The sequence below is a fragment of the Streptomyces sp. NWU339 genome (assembly GCF_003143855.1).
Classification (GTDB): Bacteria; Actinomycetota; Actinomycetes; order Streptomycetales; family Streptomycetaceae; genus Streptomyces.
In genome coordinates this window covers 86349-106660 of record NZ_QFRK01000030.1, presented here as the reverse complement: position 1 = coordinate 106660, position 20312 = coordinate 86349, and the positions used below count along the sequence as shown (strand labels likewise).

15 protein-coding genes are annotated in these 20312 nt (G+C 71.3%); 6 read left to right on the top strand and 9 right to left on the bottom strand.

What is annotated here, in order from left to right:
* Positions 1 to 127: 127 nt before the first annotated feature.
* On the bottom strand, positions 128 to 1099 hold the full coding sequence (locus tag DIZ27_RS29070; RefSeq protein ID WP_109381426.1) for a DUF3068 domain-containing protein: 972 nt from the start codon (positions 1097 to 1099) through the stop codon (positions 128 to 130).
* Between the two features lie 253 nt (positions 1100 to 1352).
* On the opposite strand from DIZ27_RS29070, the gene DIZ27_RS45945 reads away from it, so the two are divergent.
* The 4 genes from DIZ27_RS45945 to DIZ27_RS29055 all read left to right on the top strand — a co-directional run bounded on the left by DIZ27_RS45945 (position 1353) and on the right by DIZ27_RS29055 (position 4550).
* Entirely contained in the window at positions 1353 to 1505 is a 153-nt protein-coding gene (locus tag DIZ27_RS45945; RefSeq protein WP_181383736.1) for a hypothetical protein, read from the top strand.
* Between the two features lie 3 nt (positions 1506 to 1508).
* Positions 1509 to 2756, top strand: a complete 1248-nt coding sequence (locus DIZ27_RS29065) for a helix-turn-helix domain-containing protein (protein ID WP_109381425.1) — start codon at positions 1509 to 1511, stop codon at positions 2754 to 2756.
* Positions 2757 to 2919: 163 nt separating this feature from the next.
* Positions 2920 to 3693, top strand: a complete 774-nt coding sequence (locus DIZ27_RS29060) for an IclR family transcriptional regulator (RefSeq protein WP_109381424.1) — start codon at positions 2920 to 2922, stop codon at positions 3691 to 3693.
* Positions 3690 to 4550 (top strand): SMP-30/gluconolactonase/LRE family protein, encoded by an 861-nt coding sequence (locus DIZ27_RS29055; protein WP_109381423.1) that lies wholly within the window; start codon positions 3690 to 3692, stop codon positions 4548 to 4550. Before DIZ27_RS29060 ends, DIZ27_RS29055 begins: the two co-directional genes overlap by 4 nt.
* A gap of 91 nt (positions 4551 to 4641) precedes the next feature.
* On the opposite strand, the gene DIZ27_RS29050 is transcribed toward DIZ27_RS29055, so the two are convergent.
* Genes DIZ27_RS29050 through DIZ27_RS29040 form a run of 3 tightly spaced genes read right to left on the bottom strand, consistent with a single transcriptional unit; the run spans position 4642 to position 7787 of the window.
* The gene (locus tag DIZ27_RS29050; protein ID WP_109381422.1) at positions 4642 to 6075 is read right to left on the bottom strand and encodes an FAD-dependent monooxygenase; all 1434 of its coding nucleotides are present in this window, start codon (positions 6073 to 6075) and stop codon (positions 4642 to 4644) included.
* A complete protein-coding gene (locus DIZ27_RS29045) occupies positions 6072 to 7265 on the bottom strand; it encodes an MAB_1171c family putative transporter (protein ID WP_109381421.1) in 1194 nt (397 codons plus the stop codon). Before DIZ27_RS29045 ends, DIZ27_RS29050 begins: the two co-directional genes overlap by 4 nt.
* A gap of 3 nt (positions 7266 to 7268) precedes the next feature.
* Entirely contained in the window at positions 7269 to 7787 is a 519-nt protein-coding gene (locus DIZ27_RS29040; RefSeq protein ID WP_109381433.1) for a toxin-antitoxin system, toxin component, read from the bottom strand.
* A gap of 612 nt (positions 7788 to 8399) precedes the next feature.
* Between DIZ27_RS29040 and DIZ27_RS29035 the strand changes: the two genes are divergently transcribed.
* Positions 8400 to 9914, top strand: a complete 1515-nt coding sequence (locus DIZ27_RS29035; protein ID WP_109381420.1) for an alpha-N-arabinofuranosidase — start codon at positions 8400 to 8402, stop codon at positions 9912 to 9914.
* A 53-nt stretch (positions 9915 to 9967) separates the two neighbouring features.
* On the opposite strand, the gene DIZ27_RS29030 is transcribed toward DIZ27_RS29035, so the two are convergent.
* The gene (locus tag DIZ27_RS29030; RefSeq protein WP_109381419.1) at positions 9968 to 12811 is read right to left on the bottom strand and encodes a beta-galactosidase; all 2844 of its coding nucleotides are present in this window, start codon (positions 12809 to 12811) and stop codon (positions 9968 to 9970) included.
* A 661-nt stretch (positions 12812 to 13472) separates the two neighbouring features.
* Between DIZ27_RS29030 and DIZ27_RS29025 the strand changes: the two genes are divergently transcribed.
* Complete coding sequence (locus tag DIZ27_RS29025; protein WP_146229008.1) at positions 13473 to 14054, top strand: hypothetical protein; 582 nt, start codon at positions 13473 to 13475, stop codon at positions 14052 to 14054.
* Between the two features lie 251 nt (positions 14055 to 14305).
* Here the strand turns inward: DIZ27_RS29025 and DIZ27_RS29020 are convergent, their stop codons facing one another.
* The 4 genes from DIZ27_RS29020 to mmsA all read right to left on the bottom strand — a co-directional run bounded on the left by DIZ27_RS29020 (position 14306) and on the right by mmsA (position 20273).
* Positions 14306 to 16036, bottom strand: coding sequence for a histidinol-phosphate transaminase (locus DIZ27_RS29020; RefSeq protein WP_109381417.1), 1731 nt, complete (start codon positions 16034 to 16036; stop codon positions 14306 to 14308).
* Positions 16037 to 16220: 184 nt separating this feature from the next.
* The gene (locus tag DIZ27_RS29015) at positions 16221 to 17408 is read right to left on the bottom strand and encodes an aldose epimerase family protein (RefSeq protein WP_109381416.1); all 1188 of its coding nucleotides are present in this window, start codon (positions 17406 to 17408) and stop codon (positions 16221 to 16223) included.
* A gap of 55 nt (positions 17409 to 17463) precedes the next feature.
* The gene (gene mmsB / locus DIZ27_RS29010) at positions 17464 to 18708 is read right to left on the bottom strand and encodes a multiple monosaccharide ABC transporter permease (protein ID WP_109381415.1); all 1245 of its coding nucleotides are present in this window, start codon (positions 18706 to 18708) and stop codon (positions 17464 to 17466) included.
* The gene (gene mmsA, locus DIZ27_RS29005; protein WP_109381414.1) at positions 18705 to 20273 is read right to left on the bottom strand and encodes a multiple monosaccharide ABC transporter ATP-binding protein; all 1569 of its coding nucleotides are present in this window, start codon (positions 20271 to 20273) and stop codon (positions 18705 to 18707) included. The genes mmsB and mmsA overlap by 4 nt, the downstream gene beginning before the upstream one ends.
* Positions 20274 to 20312: the final 39 nt, after the last annotated feature.

Genomic DNA, 20312 nt, shown 5'->3' with positions numbered 1-20312 from the left:
GGGTGGGAGGAATGCGGGTGGGCAGGGTGGGGATGGACAGTTTTCGCCCAGACGTCCCCCAGGGCTACTCACCGGGGTGACAATTTCGGGTCCTGTCGACTCGGAAGTCACTCCAGTCCGTGAGTGTTCACCGAGCGGTACCGGGCAAACCGGGACGCTCTTCCTCCTTCCGGCCACGTGCCACCAGAATCCCGCCGACCACCGCGAGCACGAATCCCGCCACGGCCGCGCCGACCGGAAGGGTCTCTCCCACCATGCGCAGCTGTCCGCTGTCGCGCTCCGCCTGCCGTACGGCCTCCTTCTGCGTCGCGGTCGTGAACGCGAGCTTCTCCGCGTCCAGCAGGACCGCCGCGTCCTCGTCCCCACCCGGTGCCCGCAGCGTGCGCCTCGGACCGGTCTGCGCGTAGATCACCCGGCCGGTGGCCTGGTCCACGACCAGCTCGAGGCCGTGGTTGGAGTACCACTCCTCGGCCAGCACCTGCGGGCGGTCCGGCTGGTCCACGAGGGTGCCCGGCACCAGCCGGGTACCGGTCTTCGTCGCCGGCACCGAGGCGGTGAACCGGTAACCCGTGTACCCCTGGACCTTCTCGGTGCCCCGGTAGCGCATCACGACCGTGTCGCCGAGGGTGTTGTCCCACCACTGGTAGGAGCGCTTCTGCACGTCGAAGGGGAACTTGAGGTACGCCTCGCCCTCGATGCGGGGCTTCTCCTCGCAGCAATGGACCGGCTTCGTGGTCCTGCGGTCCAGCACCCAGCGGTGCGGGGAGAAGTCCAGCGCGTCGTGCGGGTCGGCGGCCGGCAGCGACGCGTCGGTGTCCACCGTGGTGATCACGTCCCACACGGCGTTCCCGCTGTCCACGCTCGCCTCGACGTTCCCGCGCACCCGCTGGGTGACGGTGATCGCCTGACCCGGCACGGTCTCGACCCGGTCGAGGTCGAACACACTGCCCGAGCCGGTGTAGACGGCGGTGGTGTCGATGTCGACCGGGTTCACCGCGGCACGTGGCTGCACGTACCAGGCCAACAGGGGGGCCAGCACCAGCAGAAACGTTCCGAAACCGAGTACGACCAGGGAAAGGGGGGAGGCTGTACGGCGCATCCGGGCACTCCAGAGGCTTGGGACGGATCGGCGCTGACAGGCCGGATCCGTGGAGGAAAACGCGCGTGCGAGAGGGGCGGAGCCATCCGGCACCCCCTGCGGCCCGGGACCGAACTCCCTCTGGGCCGGGAACCGTAAACGCCCCTTGACGGAGTGTCAATGCGCACTCGACACTGGGGAACCACGGACAAGGGTGGCGGAACGCGCTTTCGGGGGGTGGGGAAATCCTCCGACCAGAGAGGCTGACCCTGAGATGTCCAGACTGCTCGCCGCCGCGCTGACGGTCGTGCTCGCCTCGGCCCTCGCCGTGGGCGCGGCCCTGGGCGTGGTCGCGCTGCTCGATGCCACCCCCGACCAGCCGAACACACCGTTGATCACCTATGAGCACGCCGGTCAGGGGAGCTGACGGGTGAGGGCGGCCACCACCCTCCCGGTCCGCTCCGCCTGGCGCGACGTCCCGCGCTCCCAGGTGCACCGGTTCGCCGAGATCGCCATGGCCGAGGCGCCGGCACTCGCCGAAGAGATCATGAGCGAGATCCAGCGCGAGTACCCCGAACTCCCCGTCGTGCCCGACGACTCCGGCGAGCCGATGGCCCTCATCGGCATCCGCCGCGCCATCGAGGTGTTCGTGCAGCATCTGGAGCGCGCCGACTACTCGGCGGGCCGCCCCACGGCACCGCCCGGCCTGTTCCACGACTTCGGGCGAGGCGAGGGCCTGCACGGACGGTCGCTGGACTCGCTCCAGGCGATCTACCGGCTCGGTGTCCGCATGGCCTGGCGGCGGCTCGCCGAGATCGGCCAGCGCATCGACATCCCGCCGCCCGCGATGTACGAACTCGCCGACGCGGGCTACGCGTATCTGGACGGACTGGTCGACCAGTCCGTCCGCGGCTACGCCGAGGCCGCCGCCCGGCAGGCGGGTGAACGGCTGCGGCTGCAGCGCCGGCTGATGGAACTCCTGCTCACCGAGCACCACCGGGGCGATCCGGCCGAAGCGCTCGCCGAGCGGGCCGCCCGCGTCGGCTGGCCGCTGCCCGGGAAGGTCGCGGTGGGCGTCCTCAGGCGCCCCGCCCGGGAGGCGGTGGCGCCCGCCGTGGGACCGGAGGTGCTGCTCGACATGGAGTACGAGCAGCCCCGCATGGTCGTCCCCGAACCGGACGCCGCCGGCCGCCCCGAACTGCTGCACCGCGCGCTCACCGGCTGGTCCGGCGCGATCGGACCGCCGGTGCCGCCGGCCGACGCGGCGAAGTCGCTGCGCTGGGCCGAGGCCGCCCTGCTCCTGATGGAGCGCGGGCTGCTGCCGGCCGACGAGGTGCTGCACTGCACCCGGCACACCCAGGCGCTGGTGCTGCTCCAGCCCGAGGAACTCATCGACGACCTCGCGCTCAAGTGCCTCGCCCCGCTGGCCCACTGCGCCCCCACGAACGGGCGGCGGCTCGCGGAGACGTTGCTGGCGTGGCTGGAGACCCGGGGCGGCGCGCCCGAGGTGGCGGCGCGGCTCGGCGTGCACCCGCAGACCGTCCGCTACCGGCTGCGGCAGATCCGCGAACTGTGGGGCGACGAGATCGACGACCCGGACCGCCGCTTCGAACTGGAACTGGTCCTCCGCGCCCAGCGGCTCCGCGGCGAACTGGGCGAGCCCCGCTCCCGGAGGTGACCGGCGGTGCCCGTTGGGGCCTGGTGGGGCCTGGTAGGGCCACGACCCCGCCGGGCACCGCGGGCCATTGCCCGGGGTGGCCCGGATGGCTAGCCTGTGTTCGTCATTCCGGTCGCCTGTTGAAATCTCGAACAGGCCGAGACAGACAGGGAGGAGGCCGGTCGTGGGACGCCTCGTACCAGCCGTGACCCGGGCTCTCGACATCCTCGAGCTCTTCCTCGACGGGGACGGGACGCTCTCCGCCCCCGACATCGTGCGCAGGCTCCAACTGCCGCGCACCACCGTGCACGAACTGGTGACCACGCTCGCCGCGCGGAAGTACATCGTCCCGGTGACCGGCCGGCCCGGCCGCTACCGGCTCGGCGTACGGCCGTACCAGCTCGGCGCCCGCTACGCCGAGCACCTCGACCTCGCCGCCGAGGGCCAGCAGGTGGCCCGGTCCGTCGCCGAGACCTGCGACGAGACGGTGCACGTGGCGATCCTGGAGGACACCGACGTCATCTACATCGCCAAGGTGGACTCCACCCACGCGGTGCGGATGGTGTCGGCGGCCGGCCGCCGGCTGCCCGCCCACTGCACCTCCGTCGGCAAGATGCTGCTGGCCTCCCTCCCCGAGCGGGAGCTCGCCGCGCGCCTGCCCGCCGACGCCGAGCTGGCCGCGATGACCCCCAACAGCATCACCGACCCGGCCGCCCTGCGCGAGGCCCTCGCGCAGATCCGCGCCCGGGGCGTCGCCGTGGAGAGCCGCGAGTCCAACCCGGACGTCAGCTGCGTGGCCGCACCGGTCCGCGACCGCACCGGGCAGGTGGTCGCCGCGCTGTCCATCTCAGTGCCGATGATCCGCTGGAGCGAGGAGCGCCTCACCGAACTGGAGCAGCTCGCCGTCAAGGGCGCCGACGACCTGTCCGAGCGGCTCGGCCACCGGGGGACGCCATGACCGGCGGCACCTCCTACGAGGTCGCGGTCCGCGCGGAGTCCGTCCTGGGCGAGGGCCCCACCTGGGATCCGGCGACCGGCCGGCTGCTGTGGATCGACATCCTGAACTCCCGGATCCACACCTACGATCCGGCCACCGGCCGGCGCACCCTGCGCCGGACCGAACAGCACGTGGGCGCCGTCAAGCCCCGCGCGGGCGGCGGCCTGGTCCTCAACCTGCGCGACGGGGTCGGCCTGCTCGACCCCGACGACACCTTCCGCTGGCTGCACCGCGAGCCCGTCCCCGGCCGCCGCGGCAACGACGCCGCCGTCGCCCCCGACGGCACGCTGTGGGCCGGCACCATGCGCTACGACGAGGCCACCGGCGGCGGCACCCTCTCCCGTGTCACCGGCGACGGCACGGCCGAGGTCGTCCTCGACGACGTGACGGTGAGCAACGGCACCGGCTGGAGCCCCGACGGCCGCCTGATGTACTACATCGACACCCCCACCCGCCGTATCGACGTCCTCGACGTCGACGCCGCCTCCGGATCGGTCACCGGCCGCCGCCCGCTGGCCGCGATCGAGGACGGCGCGGGCTTCCCCGACGGCCTCACCGTGGACGCCGAGGGCTGTGTGTGGGTGGCGCTGTGGGACGGCGCCGCGGTCCGCCGCTACACCCCGTCCGGCGCCCTGGACCGGGTGGTGGAACTCCCGGTCCCCCGCGTCACGGCCTGTGCCTTCGGCGGCCCCGGCCTGAGCGACCTGTACGTCACCACGGCCCGCGTGGGCCTGCCCTCCCCGCCCCCGCTCTCCGGCTCCCTCCTGGTGATCCCGGACGCGGGCGAGGGACTCGCCCCACCCGCGTTCGCGGGCTGACGACGCACCCCGACCGCGGTGGTGTCCTGCGGGTGCCGTTGCGCAGGCCGTGCTGTCGTGCCCCGTCGGCCCGTCACCGGGTGGAAGCGGGTCACCCGGACGCGCCACGCCGGCCGCCGGCCGCCGTCCTCAGTTCTTCCGCGGTCAGCGGCGGCGAGGTCAGGGGCCTCCTGCCCGGGCCGCGCAGAGCTCCCACCACGATGTCCGGGTGCACCCACGACGTGGGGGATCCGGACAACGTGATGACGTCGAGGAAGGCCCGGGTGATCTGCGCACGGCCCGTCGCGGCGTGGACCAGCCGGTTGACGTAGCGGTTCATGAGCGCGGTCCCGGACCGGGGCTGTCGGCCCACCGCACCGGGATAGAGGATGTCCTGGGAAGTGGCCAGTTCCCAGGCGAGGTTCGCGGGGCGGGCGATGGCGTGCTGGACGTCGCGTGCGAGCCCGCGGGTACGGAGCCCGCTTCGGCCCACCGCGGCGCCGAGCTCGACGAGACCCTGCGCGGCCACCGTCATCCCCTGGCCGTAGAGCGGGTTGTACGTGGCCACCGAGTCGCCCACCACGATGAACCCGTCCGGCCATGCGGACGCCTGCTCGAAATAGCGGCGCCGGTTGACCGTGCTGCGGGAGACGGCGACCTCTTCCGTGAGCGGTGTGGTCAACGAGATCAGCTCGCCCACGACGGGGTGCCGGATCGAGCGGGCGAAGGGCTCGAACCGGTCGGGCTCGCGGGACGGCTCCCCTCCCCTGGTACCCGAGAGGGTCACCAGCCAGCGCCCCCGCTCGACGGGGACGATCGTCGCCGTCCGGCCCGGCACCGGCTCGCCGGGGTCGGACTGCACGTTGACGATGGGGAAGTCGTCGCTGCCCGCGGGCGCCCGGTAGAAGCGACTGGCGTACACCAGCCCGGAATCGACTTCGGCTTCCCTGATGCCGCCTATGCCCAGGGTCCGCAGCCACTCCGTGGCGCGTGACCCGCGGCCGCTGGCGTCCACGACGAGATCGGCGTCGAGGGTCAGGTCCTGCCCCTCCGGTGTCCGTACGCGCGCGCCGGTCACCCGGGTGGCCGTGCCCTCCAAGGCCTGCATTTCGTGCCCCTGCAGCAGTTTCACCGTCGGCATGCTCAGCACCTGCTCGCGCACCACCCAGTCCAGCAGGTCGCGGGTGCACGCGATCATGTACTGCATCTCGGGCCAGCGCCTGAGCCAACCCTGGGCGGTCATCGACACCAGGCCGGTCGGCAGCGGGATGCGCCGGGCCCCGGCTGCCAGCCAGCGGTCCGTGATGCCGGGCATGATCCGCTCGAACGCCCGGGCGCCGCCGGACCACAGCACATGCACGTGGCGTGCCTGGGGAAGCGACTTGCGTGGCTCGGGCCCCGCGGGCAGGACGTCGCGCTCGATGACGGTGACCTCGTCCGCGGCGTCGGCCAGGGCAGCGGCCGCGAGCATGCCGGCCATTCCGCCGCCGATGACCACGGCACGGCGGGGTGCGGCACTGCGGGCGGTCTGGACAGGGGGTGTCATGGCGAACTGCTCTCTGGAGGGGCTGCGAGGTGGCGCACAGCGGCGACTACGGGGGACTCCACGGCACGCGACAAGTGCACGAGCCGCTCACGTTCTGAGCTGAGGACCGATGTCAGCGCGAAGGCTCCGGCAGCACTGGCGCTTTCGGGCCCCCGCAGTGGACTTCTGGATCGCGCGTCCACCGCGGCGACCACCATGGCGGCCGCGCCCACGACATCCGCGTCTTCCTTCGACAGGTGACTCTCGATCGCTCTGTCGTAGGCGCGTTGCCGGACGAGGTCGTCGAAGTACGGCTGGAGATCGAGCAGTTCGTCGTGGATGGCGGTCTCCCGCACGGCCAGGCGCATGTCGGGATCGGACCACCACGGGACGCGCGGAAGCACGCGCCGTTTCCCCGGCGTACGCAGGAGCCTCCACAGCGCACCCAGGCGCGCGTAGTTGACCCAGCACCGGACAAGGCCACTGATCTGTGGGCCCAGCAGCGGCAGCAGGAACCCGAAGGTCACGATCAGACCGCCCGCCGCGACGATCGGCGGTGCCACCGTCGTGCTGAGGGCGTCCCAGTCACGGCCGCTCCACCGGCCGACGACCGCGGAGAGCTTGGCGATGCCGAAAACCAGGTTGAGTACGAACCCGATGACGAGGACGACCAGGCCCACGCGCAGCCACCGCTGCACCTGCCGCGCCCAGCTCAGGCACAGCGCCGTCGTGACGGCGGCGGAGGTGATGTGGGCGACGAGGTAGGTGACGATCATCTCGCGGATGAAGGGCGTGGTCGCGTAGTGGGTGTCCAGGTCACGGAGCCGCTCGACGGGAGCGTCCCCCAGCGCGAAGAACACGGGCAGGGCGATGATGACCGCCGTGTAACAGGCGATCCACCTCCGTGAGTGGCGCCGGATCGTCTCCGGCGGACCGCCGCGCCAGTTGACGATCAGAACCAGGCAGGCGCAGCTGAAGGCGCACATGACGGAGTAGACCAGTGGGCCCGAGAAGTTCGGGATGCCCGTGAGGTCGTTGACCGTGCTGATGGTGGGCGGAGCGGCGAAGAAGAAGCAGCTGCCCGCGGTGAAGATCAGGAAGTGGACGGAACGTACCAGCGGATCACGCCATCCCCGCCGCAGGGCGGGGAGTTTGACGACGAAGGCGACACCGAGGGCGACGGCGGGAAGGTAGTAGTCGGAGTTCCGCACGCATCAGCCCCGGCGGTGTCCGAGCGATGCCTGGATGCGCCGCGCCAGCTCGCTGCGTGGTGTCGCCGTTTCCGCGCCCTCCAGCCAACCGCGCAGGCGACCCGCGAGGGCCAGGCCGAACAACTCGGCGTCGGATTCCTCGTTCCGGTCGAAGTCGGTCCGGGCCGCCACCTGGAGAGCGGCTGTCAGGTCGGCGTCATCCGCCAGCAGGCGCGCGGCGACCGCGGGACCGGGCTCGTGCCGACCGACGTGACCGGCGACCATGTGCCAGGCCTCGTGCCCGAAGATGACCACCTGGTGCCAGGGACTGGTGTTCTCCTGCACGCAGATCAAGTCCCGGTCCGCCATGTCCAGGTACAGTCCGCTGGCCGTGCCCGGCGGGAACGTCACCAAGCGGTACTCCACCGGTCTGCCGCGACGCCTCGTGAGCCGAGCGCACAGGGTGTCGAACAACTCCACGGGGGTCGACGGCCTGGCCAGATCCTCGAGAGCCTCCACCAGATCGTTGCGGAGCTTCCGCATGGCGCCCTTGGTGCTCACTTCTCTCCCCGGGTGGCTGGTGACGTCGGACTGGTCGGCAGCGGGACGATGCGCGCTGCGACGCAGCCGGCGGCGTACTTCACCCTCTCGCCGCCGGCACCGGTGCTCCACACGCGTCAACCCCTGTGCCGCGTGAATCGCTGAATTGTACGAGCCCCCCTCACCTTAGGGGCGTACAGCGCTCTTTGGCCGGGTGATGCAGGAAGCTGCTGCCCTTCCGGCTCGAGTTCTCGTCCGAACCATTGACGTGCCCCCGCTCGACCCATACGGTCCGTTCGAATTCACGGGCGGCATTCGGTATATCGAACAATCAGTGTGAGGTGCGGCCCGTACGGACGTGACTCCTCCGACCACGACATCCCGACAGATGGGGCAGGGCATGGGACGACCTGGCCTGAATCGCAGGCACTTACCGGCCGCGACGGGCGGCCTGACGGTCGCGGGCAGCTTCGGCTTCTTCCAGCGCCAGACCGTAGCGGGTGTCGCGCACACCGGCCTCGCCGGCCGGTGACGTCCTCCGCCGCGCCCGCACCCGTACCGGCACCCGTGCCCGCACCGGCCGTGCGGGCACCGGCGAACCCCCGAAAGGAAAAGATGCGTACCGCCCGCTTCACCCTCGACCCCGCCTTCACCGTCGGCCCGGTCGACCCCCGCCTCTTCGGCTCCTTCGTCGAACACCTCGGCCGCTGCGTCTACACCGGCATCCACGAACCCGGCCATCCCACCGCCGACGCCGACGGCCTGCGCACCGACGTCCTGGACCTGGTCCGCGAACTCGGCGTCACCGCGATCCGCTACCCCGGTGGCAACTTCGTCTCCGGCTACAGGTGGGAGGACTCCGTCGGCCCCGCCGAGGACCGCCCGCGCCGCCTCGACCTCGCCTGGCACTCCACCGAGACCAACCGCTTCGGCCTGTCCGAGTACATCTCCTTCCTGCGGAAGATCGGCCCGCGGGCCGAGCCCGTGATGGCCGTCAACCTCGGCACCCGGGGCGTCACCGAGGCACTCGAACTCCAGGAGTACGCCAACCACCCCGCCGGCACCGCCCTGTCCGACCTGCGCGTCGCGCACGGCGACAAGGACCCCTTCGGCATCCGGCTGTGGTGCCTGGGCAACGAGATGGACGGCCCCTGGCAGACCGGCCACAAGACCGCCGAGGAGTACGGCCGCCTCGCCGCCGAGACCGCCCGCGCCATGCGTCAGCAGGACCCCGGCGTCGAACTGGTCGCCTGCGGCTCCTCGGGCCGGTCCATGCCCACCTTCGCCGCCTGGGAGGCGACGGTCCTCACCGAGACCTACGACCTGGTCGACCACATCTCCCTGCACGCCTACTACGAGCCGCACGACGGCGACCTCGACTCCTTCCTCGCCTCCGCCGTCGACATGGAGTCCTTCATCGAGGACACCGTCGCCACCTGCGACCACGTCGGCGCGAAGCTCAAGTCCACGAAGAAGATCAACCTCTCCTTCGACGAGTGGAACGTCTGGTACATGTCCCGCTGGCAGGAGCAGGCGACGACCTTCGCGCAGGACGACTGGCCCGAGGCGCCGCGCCTGCTGGAGGACGGCTACAGCGTCACCGACGCCGTCGTCCTCGGCTCGCTCCTCATCGCCCTGCTCCGGCACGCCGACCGGGTCAAGATCGCCTGCCTCGCCCAGCTCGTCAACGTCATCGCGCCGATCATGACCGAGCCGGGCGGCCCCGCCTGGCGCCAGACGACGTTCCACCCGTTCGCGCAGGCCTCCCGGTACGGCAGGGGCGAGGTCCTCGACGTCCGGGTGGACTCACCGACGTACGAGACGGCCCGGTACGGCACCGCCGACCTGCTGCACGCCACCGCCGTACGCGCCGACGACGACACGGTCACCGTGTTCGCCGTCAACCGGAGCCGTACCGGGGCGCTGCCGCTGGAGATCGCCCTCGGCGGCCTCGGCCTCACCACGGTCGTGGAACACACCGTCCTCGCGGACGCCGACCCCGACGCCCGCAACACCCTCGACGAACCCGAGCGGGTCACCCCGCACCCGGTCGAGGGCACGGCCCTGGCGGACGGGCGGCTCACCGCCGTACTGGAGCCGCTGTCCTGGAACGTGATCCGACTGGCCTGAGCCCGACAGCGTGACGAAGCAGCGTGACGAAGGGAGCCGCCGGGGCGGTGGAGTCACCGCCCCGGGGACTCCACCGCCTCCGCCGGCACCCCGCCGCGCGCCGCGCCCATCAGCGTCAGCCGCACCTCGCCCGGACCGGCGGGTGTGGTCCCGTCGGACAGCACCGCCAGGGCCAGTGTGTTGGACCCACGTGTGCGGAGAATCCCGTTCGGCAGCACAAAGGTGTGTTGCGGGCCCACATCGTTGACGTACTGGCCCATGTTCCAGCCGTTCAGGAAGATCTGGACGCGGTAGGCGCGCTCCGGCTCGTCCTCGAGGACGAGACCGATCGATCCGTCCACGTCCGGATCGACGTCCAGCCGGAAGTCCGTCCGGTACCAGGCCACCCCCTGCCGCCGGTCCTCGCGCGGAAGGTCCACGGTCTTCCAGTCCCGGTCGTCGTGGCCCGGAAGATGCCAGCCCTCGCGCTCCCCGTACAGCCCGCCGTTGTTCAGCGCCCCCCGCACCCGGTCCGGCGCCCCCGCCCCCTGGATCCGCCAATCGACCTTCCGGGAGGTGCCCTTGAAGCCGACGGAGGTCAGCCCGCGCACGGCCCCGAACGCGCCGCCCGCCTCCCCGCCTCCGTCCCCGGACCCGTCCTTTTCCTCCCCGGCACGCTGCATCGGCCGTACCAGCACGGACAGCACCCGCCCGCCCCGCTCGCGCAGCCGCTCGGGCACGGCGAAGGCGGCCGTGGCGGTCCAGGTGCCCCGGCCCACCGTGTCCTCGTCCGGCACCGGCATGCGGTGCGTGCCCAGCGGCTGCCCGTCCAGCCAGGCCATCAGCAGCCCCTGCGTCCCCGTGCGGTACGACAGGGACACCGATCTGATGCCGCGCGCGTCCTCGAAGCGTCCCCGGTACCAGACGTCGCCGTAGTGGAAGCCGTAGTCGTCCGCGAACAGCACGGGCTGTCCCTCGGGGACGGGAGCGCCGCCGCGGGAGGCGGTGCGGTCGGCCACCGTCCACCGAGCGTCGTCGAAGTCCGGCTCGGTCTCCGGGTTCTCCGTCCGCCGCCGCCAGCCGTCGAGCGCGGGCAGGGACGGCGCGGGCGTGCCCGGCATCAACCCCTCCATCACCAGGCTCCCGGCCCGGCTGACCGTGGTGCGCACCGGCTGCCCGTTCCAGGTCACGGCGGTGACCCCGCGCGGCGCCCACACCTCCAGGCCGGTCTCGCCGGCGACGTCGCCGGTGAGGTGGACGGTGGCGCCCCGCAGCGTGGCCGAGCGCAGCAGCGCCGGACCGTAGACCAGCAGCGAGCCGGACGGGGTCTCGTAGGGCCACAGCCGCAGCGCGGTCGCGTCGTCGGCGAACAGCAGCAGCATGGGCGTCTTCGAGTCGCCGTTCTCGACCAGCACCCGGCTCAGCCCGCCCACCCCCAGCGGCGTCACCACGTTCAGCCGGCCCTGGGCGTAGGACCAGGCGGGCTCGTTGTCCAGCCGGTTGGTGAGCGGCTGGACGTCGCAGTCGAGGGAGACCTGCGCCGTCTCACCGGCCCGGCCCACGAACGCGGCGATGTCCTGCCGCCCGACGGCCAGCCGGAACATCGGCTGCGCGGTGGAGAACGCCAGCTTCCGCCGACCCAGCTCCAGCCCGGTGACGAGCAGTTTGGCGTCCCGCGCCCCGACCGCCACGGGCACCTCGATCCCGGTGCCCGGTAGCGCGGAGGTGACCTGCTCGGCGGAGTCGTTGCGCAGGACGTACACCTGGGCGCCGGTGTCGGGGTTGGCCAGGTGGTGGACCTCCAGCCGGTCGTCCTTCGCCCGCACCTCGTCGGCCGGCTCCAGCCGGGCGAGGTCCGGCACGGTCCGCAGCAGGTGCCCGAGCTGCTGCAGCGGGGCCAGCTTGGGGGTGGGACGGCGGGCCTGGTCGATCGGGGCCCCGTAGTCGTACGAGGTGTACACGTCCGGCGAGGAGAGCCATCCCCAGGACGTCCCGCCGGCCGCCATGCGCACGGTGTGCGCGGTGATCCCGTTGGCGAGGCCGGTGAGAAGGCTGCTCCGCTCGTACGCCGGGTCCCACTTCTCGCGCACCCCGACGTACCCCCTGCCGCCGGAGGAGGCCCCGCCCCAGGGGTCGGACGCGCCGACCGCCACCCCGGCGGCGAACCCGGGCGCCCGCGGTCCGTCCGCGCGGCCGTCGTCATGGAACAGCGGTACGTCGATCCCGTCGGCGCGCACCTTCCTGCGGAGGCGGGACATGAGGGCGTCGCCGTCCGCTCCGTCGGACCGGTCCTCGAACTGGTACAGCAGCACCGTGCCACCGCCGCCGGTGAGCAGATGCCGGACAGCGATGGCGTCGACCGCGCCCAGCCATTCGTCCACGTGCCGCAGATACGCCGGGTCCGCGGTCCGGGCGGCCACCCCTCCGGCGGCCGTCAGCCAGCCGGGGAGGCCGCCGGCGTCCAGGTCGGCGGACCCGAGGTACGGCCCCGGGCGCAGGACGACGTACAGCCGCTCCTCGGCGGCCATGGTGAGGAACAGGTCCAGGTCCCGCACACCGGTGAAGTCGTGCCTGCCGGGCGCGGGGGAGTGGAGGTTCCAGGGGACGGGGACACTGACCGCGTTGTGCCCGTGGGCGCGCAGCTTCTGCAGCACGTCCCGCCACAGCGACGGGCTCGGCAGCCGGAAGGGGTGCATCTCGCCCGACCACAGCACCAGCCGCCGGCCGTCGACCAGCAGCGAGTACCGGTCGAAGCCGACCTCGTGCCGCTTGCCGTCCGCGCGCGGCGGAGCGGGCGGCGGGCCCGTCGGCACGGCCTGCGCCGGGCGCGTGCCGGTCGCCGCCTTGCTGCCGGCCAGCGCGAGGCCGAGCGCCGCCGTTCCGGCCAGCGCGGTGAAGGTACGCCTGCTGAGCTCCAAGGGAGCCGCCTCCTGGTGTGCTGCTTGTGCTCCTGGTGGGACATTGTCTACGGATCGGCCCGCCGGTGTTCACGCGAGGTTCCCGGTACGTCCGTTTCGCCTGGTACGGGTGAGGCCAGGGGGGCTCGGGCCGGCCATTCCCTTTCCGTTTCCCCTGTGAACGCCCCGCCGGTTCGTACGGGGGTGAAGGGCCGGAGTCCATGACGACGGATTCCACCGACGGGGGCATCAGCACCACCCACCACATGGCCTGGAGGGAGCGCCCGGCCTCCTGACCTGCCAGGTCCGTATGGACACCGGGGGAGGCCGACTCGTCGTCCCGGTGATCTCAGGAGGGTGTGGTCCGGCTCCTCCGGTAACGGGCGTGAGTAGTGTGTCGCCCGAGATGCCAGGCTGCTGTTGCGGTACTAGGCTCGATGGCGGAATGCCGCACGAACGGCACGCACGGCACGCCCGGCCGACCGGTTCCCGGTAAAGCGGACCAAGGCCACAGCGACCGCCCGCGACGGGCGACCTGGAGGCGTCGGCGGTCGAGCCCGTGCTTGAGACGACATGCGGTGACATCAGAAGACCCTGCCGCAATTTCGACTTGCGGCTGCGGCCGTCCGTTCCCGTGCTTCCTTCCGGAGACGCGGGAGACGATGGAGCGAAAGGTATTCTCATGCGAGCACAACGCGCGAAGCGTCTGGCTGCGGTGTCCGCCGCCGGACTGGTGGTGGCCGGTGGCGTCGCGATGGGCACAGCAGGTACTGCTTCGGCGTCCGCCCCGTCCTACAGCCACAGCCAGAGCGGGTACGACCACGGCCGTGGCGGCGATCATGGCCGTGGCGACTATGGCCGTGGCGATCATGGCCGTGGCGACTATGGCCGTGGCGATCATGGCCGTGGCGACTATGGCCGTGGCGATCATGGCCGTGGCGACTATGGCCGTGGCGACTATGGCCGTGGCGATCATGGCCGTGGCGACTATGGCCGTGGCGACTATGGCCGTGGCGACTATGGCCGTGGCGACTATGGCCGTGGCGACTATGGCCGTGGCGACTATGGCCGTGGCGACTACGGCAGTGGTTACTTCAACGACCACTACGGTCGTGGTGACTTCTACGACCACTACGGTCGTGGTGACTTCTACGACCACTTCGGTCGTGGTCACTTCAACGACCACTTCGGTCGCGGCGATTTCAACGACCACTTCGGTCGTGGTGACTTCTACGACCACTTCGGTGGCGGCTACTACCGCTAGGGAGACACGAACTGACACGACACCAGCAACGGCTCGGTGTGCGGCCCCCCGAAGTGGGCCGCACACTGAGTTCTTTCAGTACGACGGGTGGTGCACCGGCCCACCGCGGACGTGAAGGGCGCTGGGGCGGTCCGCACCGCGAACCAGCCTGACCCCCACCGCAAGGAGAATCCGTATGCGCCGCGGTGGACCCGGCTGGACGACGCCTGCCGGCAGTGGCGGCTGGGCCCGGCCCGACCGACGGGGCCCGCTCAGCCCACCTGGCCCATGCCCGCCGCCTCCGGCCAGTTCTGCGCCTGCGCTCCGGACCAGCCGACCGCGGGGGCCTGGGAGAGGCCGTCGGTGCCTCTGACCTGGGCCGCCGTGAGGCCGCCGCGGGCGGGGACGCCGGGCGGGGTGGGTCCGGTGGGCATCGGCCGCTGGGCCGGTACCGGAGCCGGGGCAGGTGCCTGCGGGGGTGGGAAGGACGCCGCGGCGGGCAGGGGAGCCGGGGCCGCCAGGGGGTGCGGCATCTGCTGCGGGACGGGCTGCTGCGGCATCTGCTGCGGCACAGCGGGCTGCTGCACGGGTTGCGGCATCTGCTGCGGCCCCGGTGGGGGCATCTGCTGCACTCCCGGTGAGGCTGCCGCCGGCATCGGCATCCCACCGTCCGCGCCCACCGCAGCGGGGGACGGGGCGGCGGGGAGCGGCATGCCGATGCCGGCGGCCGGAGCGGCGGGGAGGCCCGGGGCGTGCGCACCGGCGCCGATGGCCTGAGCGGCGAGGCCCTGGGTGCCGGCGCCGTTGGTCTCGCTGACCAGCCGGTCCACCGTCGCCGTGCCCGAGCTGTAGCCGGTCCCTGTGGCCTGCTCGGGCACGGCGGCTCCCCTCCTGGAGGTCCCGTAGAGCACCTGTTCCAGGCCGGACACCAGGCGAAGTACGTCCACCTGGGGACGTACCACGAGACGCAGGAAGCGGCTGGACGAGCCGATCTTGTTGCCGCACTCGCGGACCAGGAGCCGGTGCTCGGTGAGCATGCGGTCCCGGACCACGGTGCCTTCGGCGCCCACGGGGAGGCGCACGAAGAGGAAGTTGCCCTGGGACGGGTAGACCGTCAGACCGGGCAGTGAGGAGAGTTGGCCGGACATGTCCATCCGGTCGCGGCGCACCTGGTGGAGGCTCTGCTGGTACTCGGCGCCGTGCTCCTTCAACATGAACACCACGTGCTCGGCGAAGGAGTTGAGGTTCCACTTCGGCAGCATCGAGCGGATGCGGCCCGCGAGCGAGGGGTTGGCGACGAGGTAGCCGAAGCGGATGCCGTGCAGGCCGAAGTTCTTGCCGAGGCTGCGCAGGACGATGACGTTGGGGCGCAGCATCGCCTCCTGCACCACCGACGGTTCCACCTCGGCGTCGGCGAACTCCAGGAACGACTCGTCGATCACCACCAGGTCCAGGTCGGCCATCGCGTCCATGAACTGCACGATCGCGTGCTTGTGCAGGAAGCCGCCGTCGGGGTTGTTGGGGTTGCAGATCACCGCGACCTTCGTGCCCCGGGCCCGGATGAACTCGGCGTACTGGGCGAGGTCGAGGGCGAAGCCGCCGGACTCCTGGAGCGGGAACATGTCGACCCGCTTGCCGGTCTCCATGGGCTGGTCGGTCCAGCGGCCGAAGGTGGGGACGGGGACGGCGAGGGACTCGCGGACCAGCAGGTGGTCGATCCAGGTGATGAGTTCGGTGGATCCGTTGCCCATGGCCACGCACTGCGGCGGGAGTTGGAGCAGGCTGCACAGCTCGGCCGTGATGGTGTCGGCGCTGCTCGGGTAGTACGTGATGATGTCGCGCAGCCGGACCGCCATCTCCTCGAACATGGCGGGAGTGGGGAAGTACGGGTTGCACGGGATGCAGAAGTCCACCAGGCCGGCCCCGTCGCTCTCGCGCGCCAGCGCAGCCATCGACGGGCTGTGCGCCGCGTTGCTGCGGAACAGCGAGGTGACGTCGGCCATGGAACCTCCGGGGACGGCGGGCCCGCCGGGGACGTTGTGGGCCCGTCATGCGTGGGTGGCCCGCGCGAGGGAGCACGGACCACCCGTACATACGGAGGGGATTGTGGCGCTGTTCAACCGGTGTGAAAAAACTGTGAGGGAATGAACCCGGGGCACGTGAGGTGCGTCGCACCCCGCGCCGGGATCAGACGCCGAACGAGTGGACCGTCGTCGTCCGGTACGTCTCACCCGGCCGCAGGACGGTCGAGGGGAACGACGGCTGGTTCGGCGAGTCGGGGAAGTGCTGGGTCTCCAGGCACAGCCCGTCCCCCTGGCGGTAGACCCGTCCGCCGGTGCCGACGAGGGTGCCGTCGAGGAAGTTGCCGGAGTAGAACTGCAGCCCCGGCTCGGTGGTGGAGATCCGCAGGGTGCGGCCGGAGGCGGGATCGCGGAGCGTGGCGGCGGGCCCGGGGCGGGCGGTGACGCCCTTGTCGAGCACCCAGTTGTGGTCGAAGCCCTGCCCGTACAGCATCTGCCGGTGGGCGACGCGCAGGTCCCGGCCGACCGGCTTGGCGCGGCGGAAGTCGAACGGGGTGCCGCCGACCCGGGCGAGTTCGCCGGTGGGGATCAGTCCCGCGTCGACCGGTGTGTAGCGGACGGCGGCGATGGACAGGTCGTGGTCCTGGATCGAGCCGCCGCTCTCGCCGGCGAGGTTCCAGTAGACGTGGCTGGTGAGGTTGACGACGGTGGCCCGGTCGGTGGTGGCCGCGTAGTCGACGCGCCAGTCGCCGTGCCGGGTGAGGGTGTACGTCACCCTCACCCGCAGCGTGCCCGGGTAGCCCATCTCGCCGTCGACGCTGACGTGGTACAGGCGCAGCCCGACGTCGGACCCCTCGGTGAACGGCTCGACGTCCCAGACCCGCTTGTCGAAGCCCTGCGCGCCGCCGTGCAGGCTGTTGGCGCCGTCGTTGACGGAGAGCTGGTGCTCCTTGCCGTCGAGGGTGAAGCGGCCCTTGCCGATCCGGTTGCCGTAGCGGCCGATCAGGGCGCCGAAGTAGGGGCTGGAGGCGACGTACTCCTCGAGGGTGCGAAAGCCGAGGGAGACGTTCGCGTAGCGGCCCCGGCGGTCGGGGATCTCCAGCGACCGGACGATGCCGCCGTAGGACAGGACCGCCATCCGGGTCCCGCCGTTCTCCAGCGACCAGCTGTGGACCCTGGTGCCGTCCGCGAGCGTGCCGAAGAGCGCCCGCACCGGCTTCCCCCGGCCGCCACCGCCACCGCCCCCGCCCCCGGCCGGCGAGGCGTGTGCCGTGCCGCCGCCGACCGCGGTGGCGGCGACCCCGGCGGCCGCGGCCGCCGCACCCGCCATGACCGTGCGTCTGTTCAGTTCCATACGTTGCAGCTCCCTCATGGAGAGGGCCCCGCCCTCCGGCGGGGCCCGAGCCGACCTACGAACCGACCTTGCGCTTGTTCCACACGTCGAAGCCGACCGCCGCCAGGAGCACCAGGCCCTTGATGACCTGCTGCCAGTCGGTGCCGATGCCGACGAGGTTCATACCGTTGTTCAGCACGCCCAGGACCAGACCGCCGATGATCGCGCCGAGCACGGTGCCGACACCGCCGCTCATCGACGCGCCGCCGATGAACGCGGCCGCGATCGCCTCGAGTTCGAAGTTGAGGCCGGCCTTGGGAGAGGCCGCGTTGAAGCGGGCGGCGAAGACCAGGCCCGCCAGGGCCGCGAGCATGCCCATGTTCAGGAAGACCAGGAAGGTGACCTTCTTGTGCCGCACGCCGGACAGCTTGGCCGCCGGCAGGTTGCCGCCGATGGCGTAGATGTGGCGGCCGATGACGGCGTTGCGCATCACGTAGCCGAAGCCGACGAGCAGCGCGCCGAGGATCAGCAGCACGATCGGGGCGCCCTTGTAGCTGGCGAGCAGCAGCGTGACGGTGAGGATGGCGGCGGTGAGCGCCACCAGCTTCAGCAGGAACAGCTTGGCGGGCAGGACGTCGAGGGCGAACTCCTGCTGGCGGCGCCGGTCACGGACCTCCTGGAGCACCACGAGCGCGATCAGTCCGAGGCCGAGCAGCAGGGTGAGGTTGTGGTAGTTCGTCTCCGGGCCGACCTCGGGCAGGAAGCCGTTGGCGACCTTCTGCAGTCCGCGCGGGAACGGGCCGAGGGTCTGGCCCTCCAGGAAGATCTCGGTCAGACCGCGGAAGGTGAGCATGCCCGCCAGGGTCACGATGAACGACGGTATGCCGCCGTACGCGATGAACCACCCCTGCACGGCGCCCGCGATGGCGCCCACGGCCAGGCACAGCACCACCGCCATCGGCCAGGGGATGTCGTTGCGGACCATGAACACCGCGGCCATCGACCCGACGAACGCCGTCAGCGAGCCGACCGACAGGTCGATGTGGCCCGAGATGATGACCAGCATCATGCCGATCGCGAGGATCAGGATGTAGCTGTTCTGCAGCACCAGGTTGGACACGTTGCGCGGCAGGATCAGGTCACCGTCGGTCCACACCGCGAACAGCGCCACGATCAGGCCGAGGGCGAACAGCATGCCGTACTGGCGCATGTTGCGGCGCATGCCGTCCAGCATCAGCCGGAGCAGGCCGTCACCGGTGCCCGCCCCGTTCTTGCCCGGCGGCGCGGCGGCCGGGGTCTTGTCGGTGACATCCGTGCTCATCGGGTTACCTCTTTGCCCTTCTCGTTCTGCCTGTCCTTCGTCATTCGACGCATCAGCGATTCCTGGGAGGCCTCGGCCCGCGAGAACTCCCCGGTCAGCCGCCCCGCGGCCATCGTGTAGATGCGGTCGCACATGCCGAGCAGTTCGGGCAGCTCGGAGGAGATGAAGACGACCGCCTTGCCCTGGGCGGCCAGCCGGTCGATGACCGTGTAGATCTCGTACTTGGCGCCGACGTCGATGCCGCGGGTCGGTTCGTCCAGGATCAGCACCTCGGGACCCGCGAAGATCCACTTGCTGAGGACGACCTTCTGCTGGTTGCCGCCGGACAGCTTGCCCACCGGTTCGAAGACGGTCGGCGCCTTGATGTTCATGGACGTGCGGAAACCCTCGGCCACCTGGCGTTCCTCGTGCTCGTCCACGACGCCCCGCCGGGCGACCTTGCCCAGCGCGCTGAGCGAGATGTTGCGGTTGATGGTGTCGATGAGGTTCAGGCCGTAGTGCTTGCGGTCCTCGGTGACGTACGCGATGCCGTGGCGTACCGCCTCGGGGACGGTCTTCGTACGGACCTCCCGGCCGTCCCGGAGGACCGTGCCGGCCGCGTGTCGGCCGTAGGTGCGGCCGAAGACGCTCATCGCCAGCTCGGTGCGGCCGGCGCCCATCAGACCGGCGATGCCGACGATCTCGCCGCGCCGGACCTCCAGGGAGACGTCGTCGACGACCTTGCGCTGCTGGTCGATGGGGTGGTGCACGGTCCAGTTGCGGATCTCGAGCGCCGGGGCCGTGCCCTCCTCCGGGTGGTGCGGGGTCCGCTCGGGGAAGCGGTGTTCCAGGTCGCGGCCGACCATGCCGCTGATGATCCGGTCCTCGGTGGTCCCGGCCGCCTTCACGTCGAGCGTCTCGATGGTCTGCCCGTCCCGCAGGATCGTCACCGAGTCGGCGACCCTGCGGATCTCGTTCAGCTTGTGGGAGATGATGATCGAGGTGATGCCCTGTTCCTTCAACTGGAGGATCAGGGCGAGCAGTTTGCCGCTGTCCTCGTCGTTGAGCGCCGCGGTCGGCTCGTCGAGGATGAGCAGCTTCACCTTCTTCGACAACGCCTTGGCGATCTCCACCAACTGCTGCTTGCCCACGCCGATGTCGGCGACCCGGGTCTCGGGGTGGTCCTCGAGCCCGACCCGGCGCAGCAGTTCGGTGGCGTGCCGCAGCGTCTCGTGCCAGTCGATGCGGCCGTGCCGGGCGTGCTCGTTGCCGAGGAAGATGTTCTCCGCGAGGGAGAGGTAGGGCACCAGGGCCAGTTCCTGGTGGATGATGACGATGCCGCGCTGCTCGCTGGCCCTGATGTCCTTGAACCGGCAGGTCTCCTCCTCGAAGAGGATCTCCCCTTCGTAACTGCCGTGCGGGTGGACGCCGGAGAGGACCTTCATCAGGGTCGACTTGCCGGCGCCGTTCTCGCCGCAGATGGCGTGGACCTCGCCCCGCCGGACGGTCAGTGTGACGTCCGACAGCGCCTTGACGCCGGGAAAGGTCTTGACGATCGAGCGCATTTCCAGGACGGGTCCCGCCATGGTCGTGCCTTCCAGTCAGTGGTGGATCGGTCGGTGGCG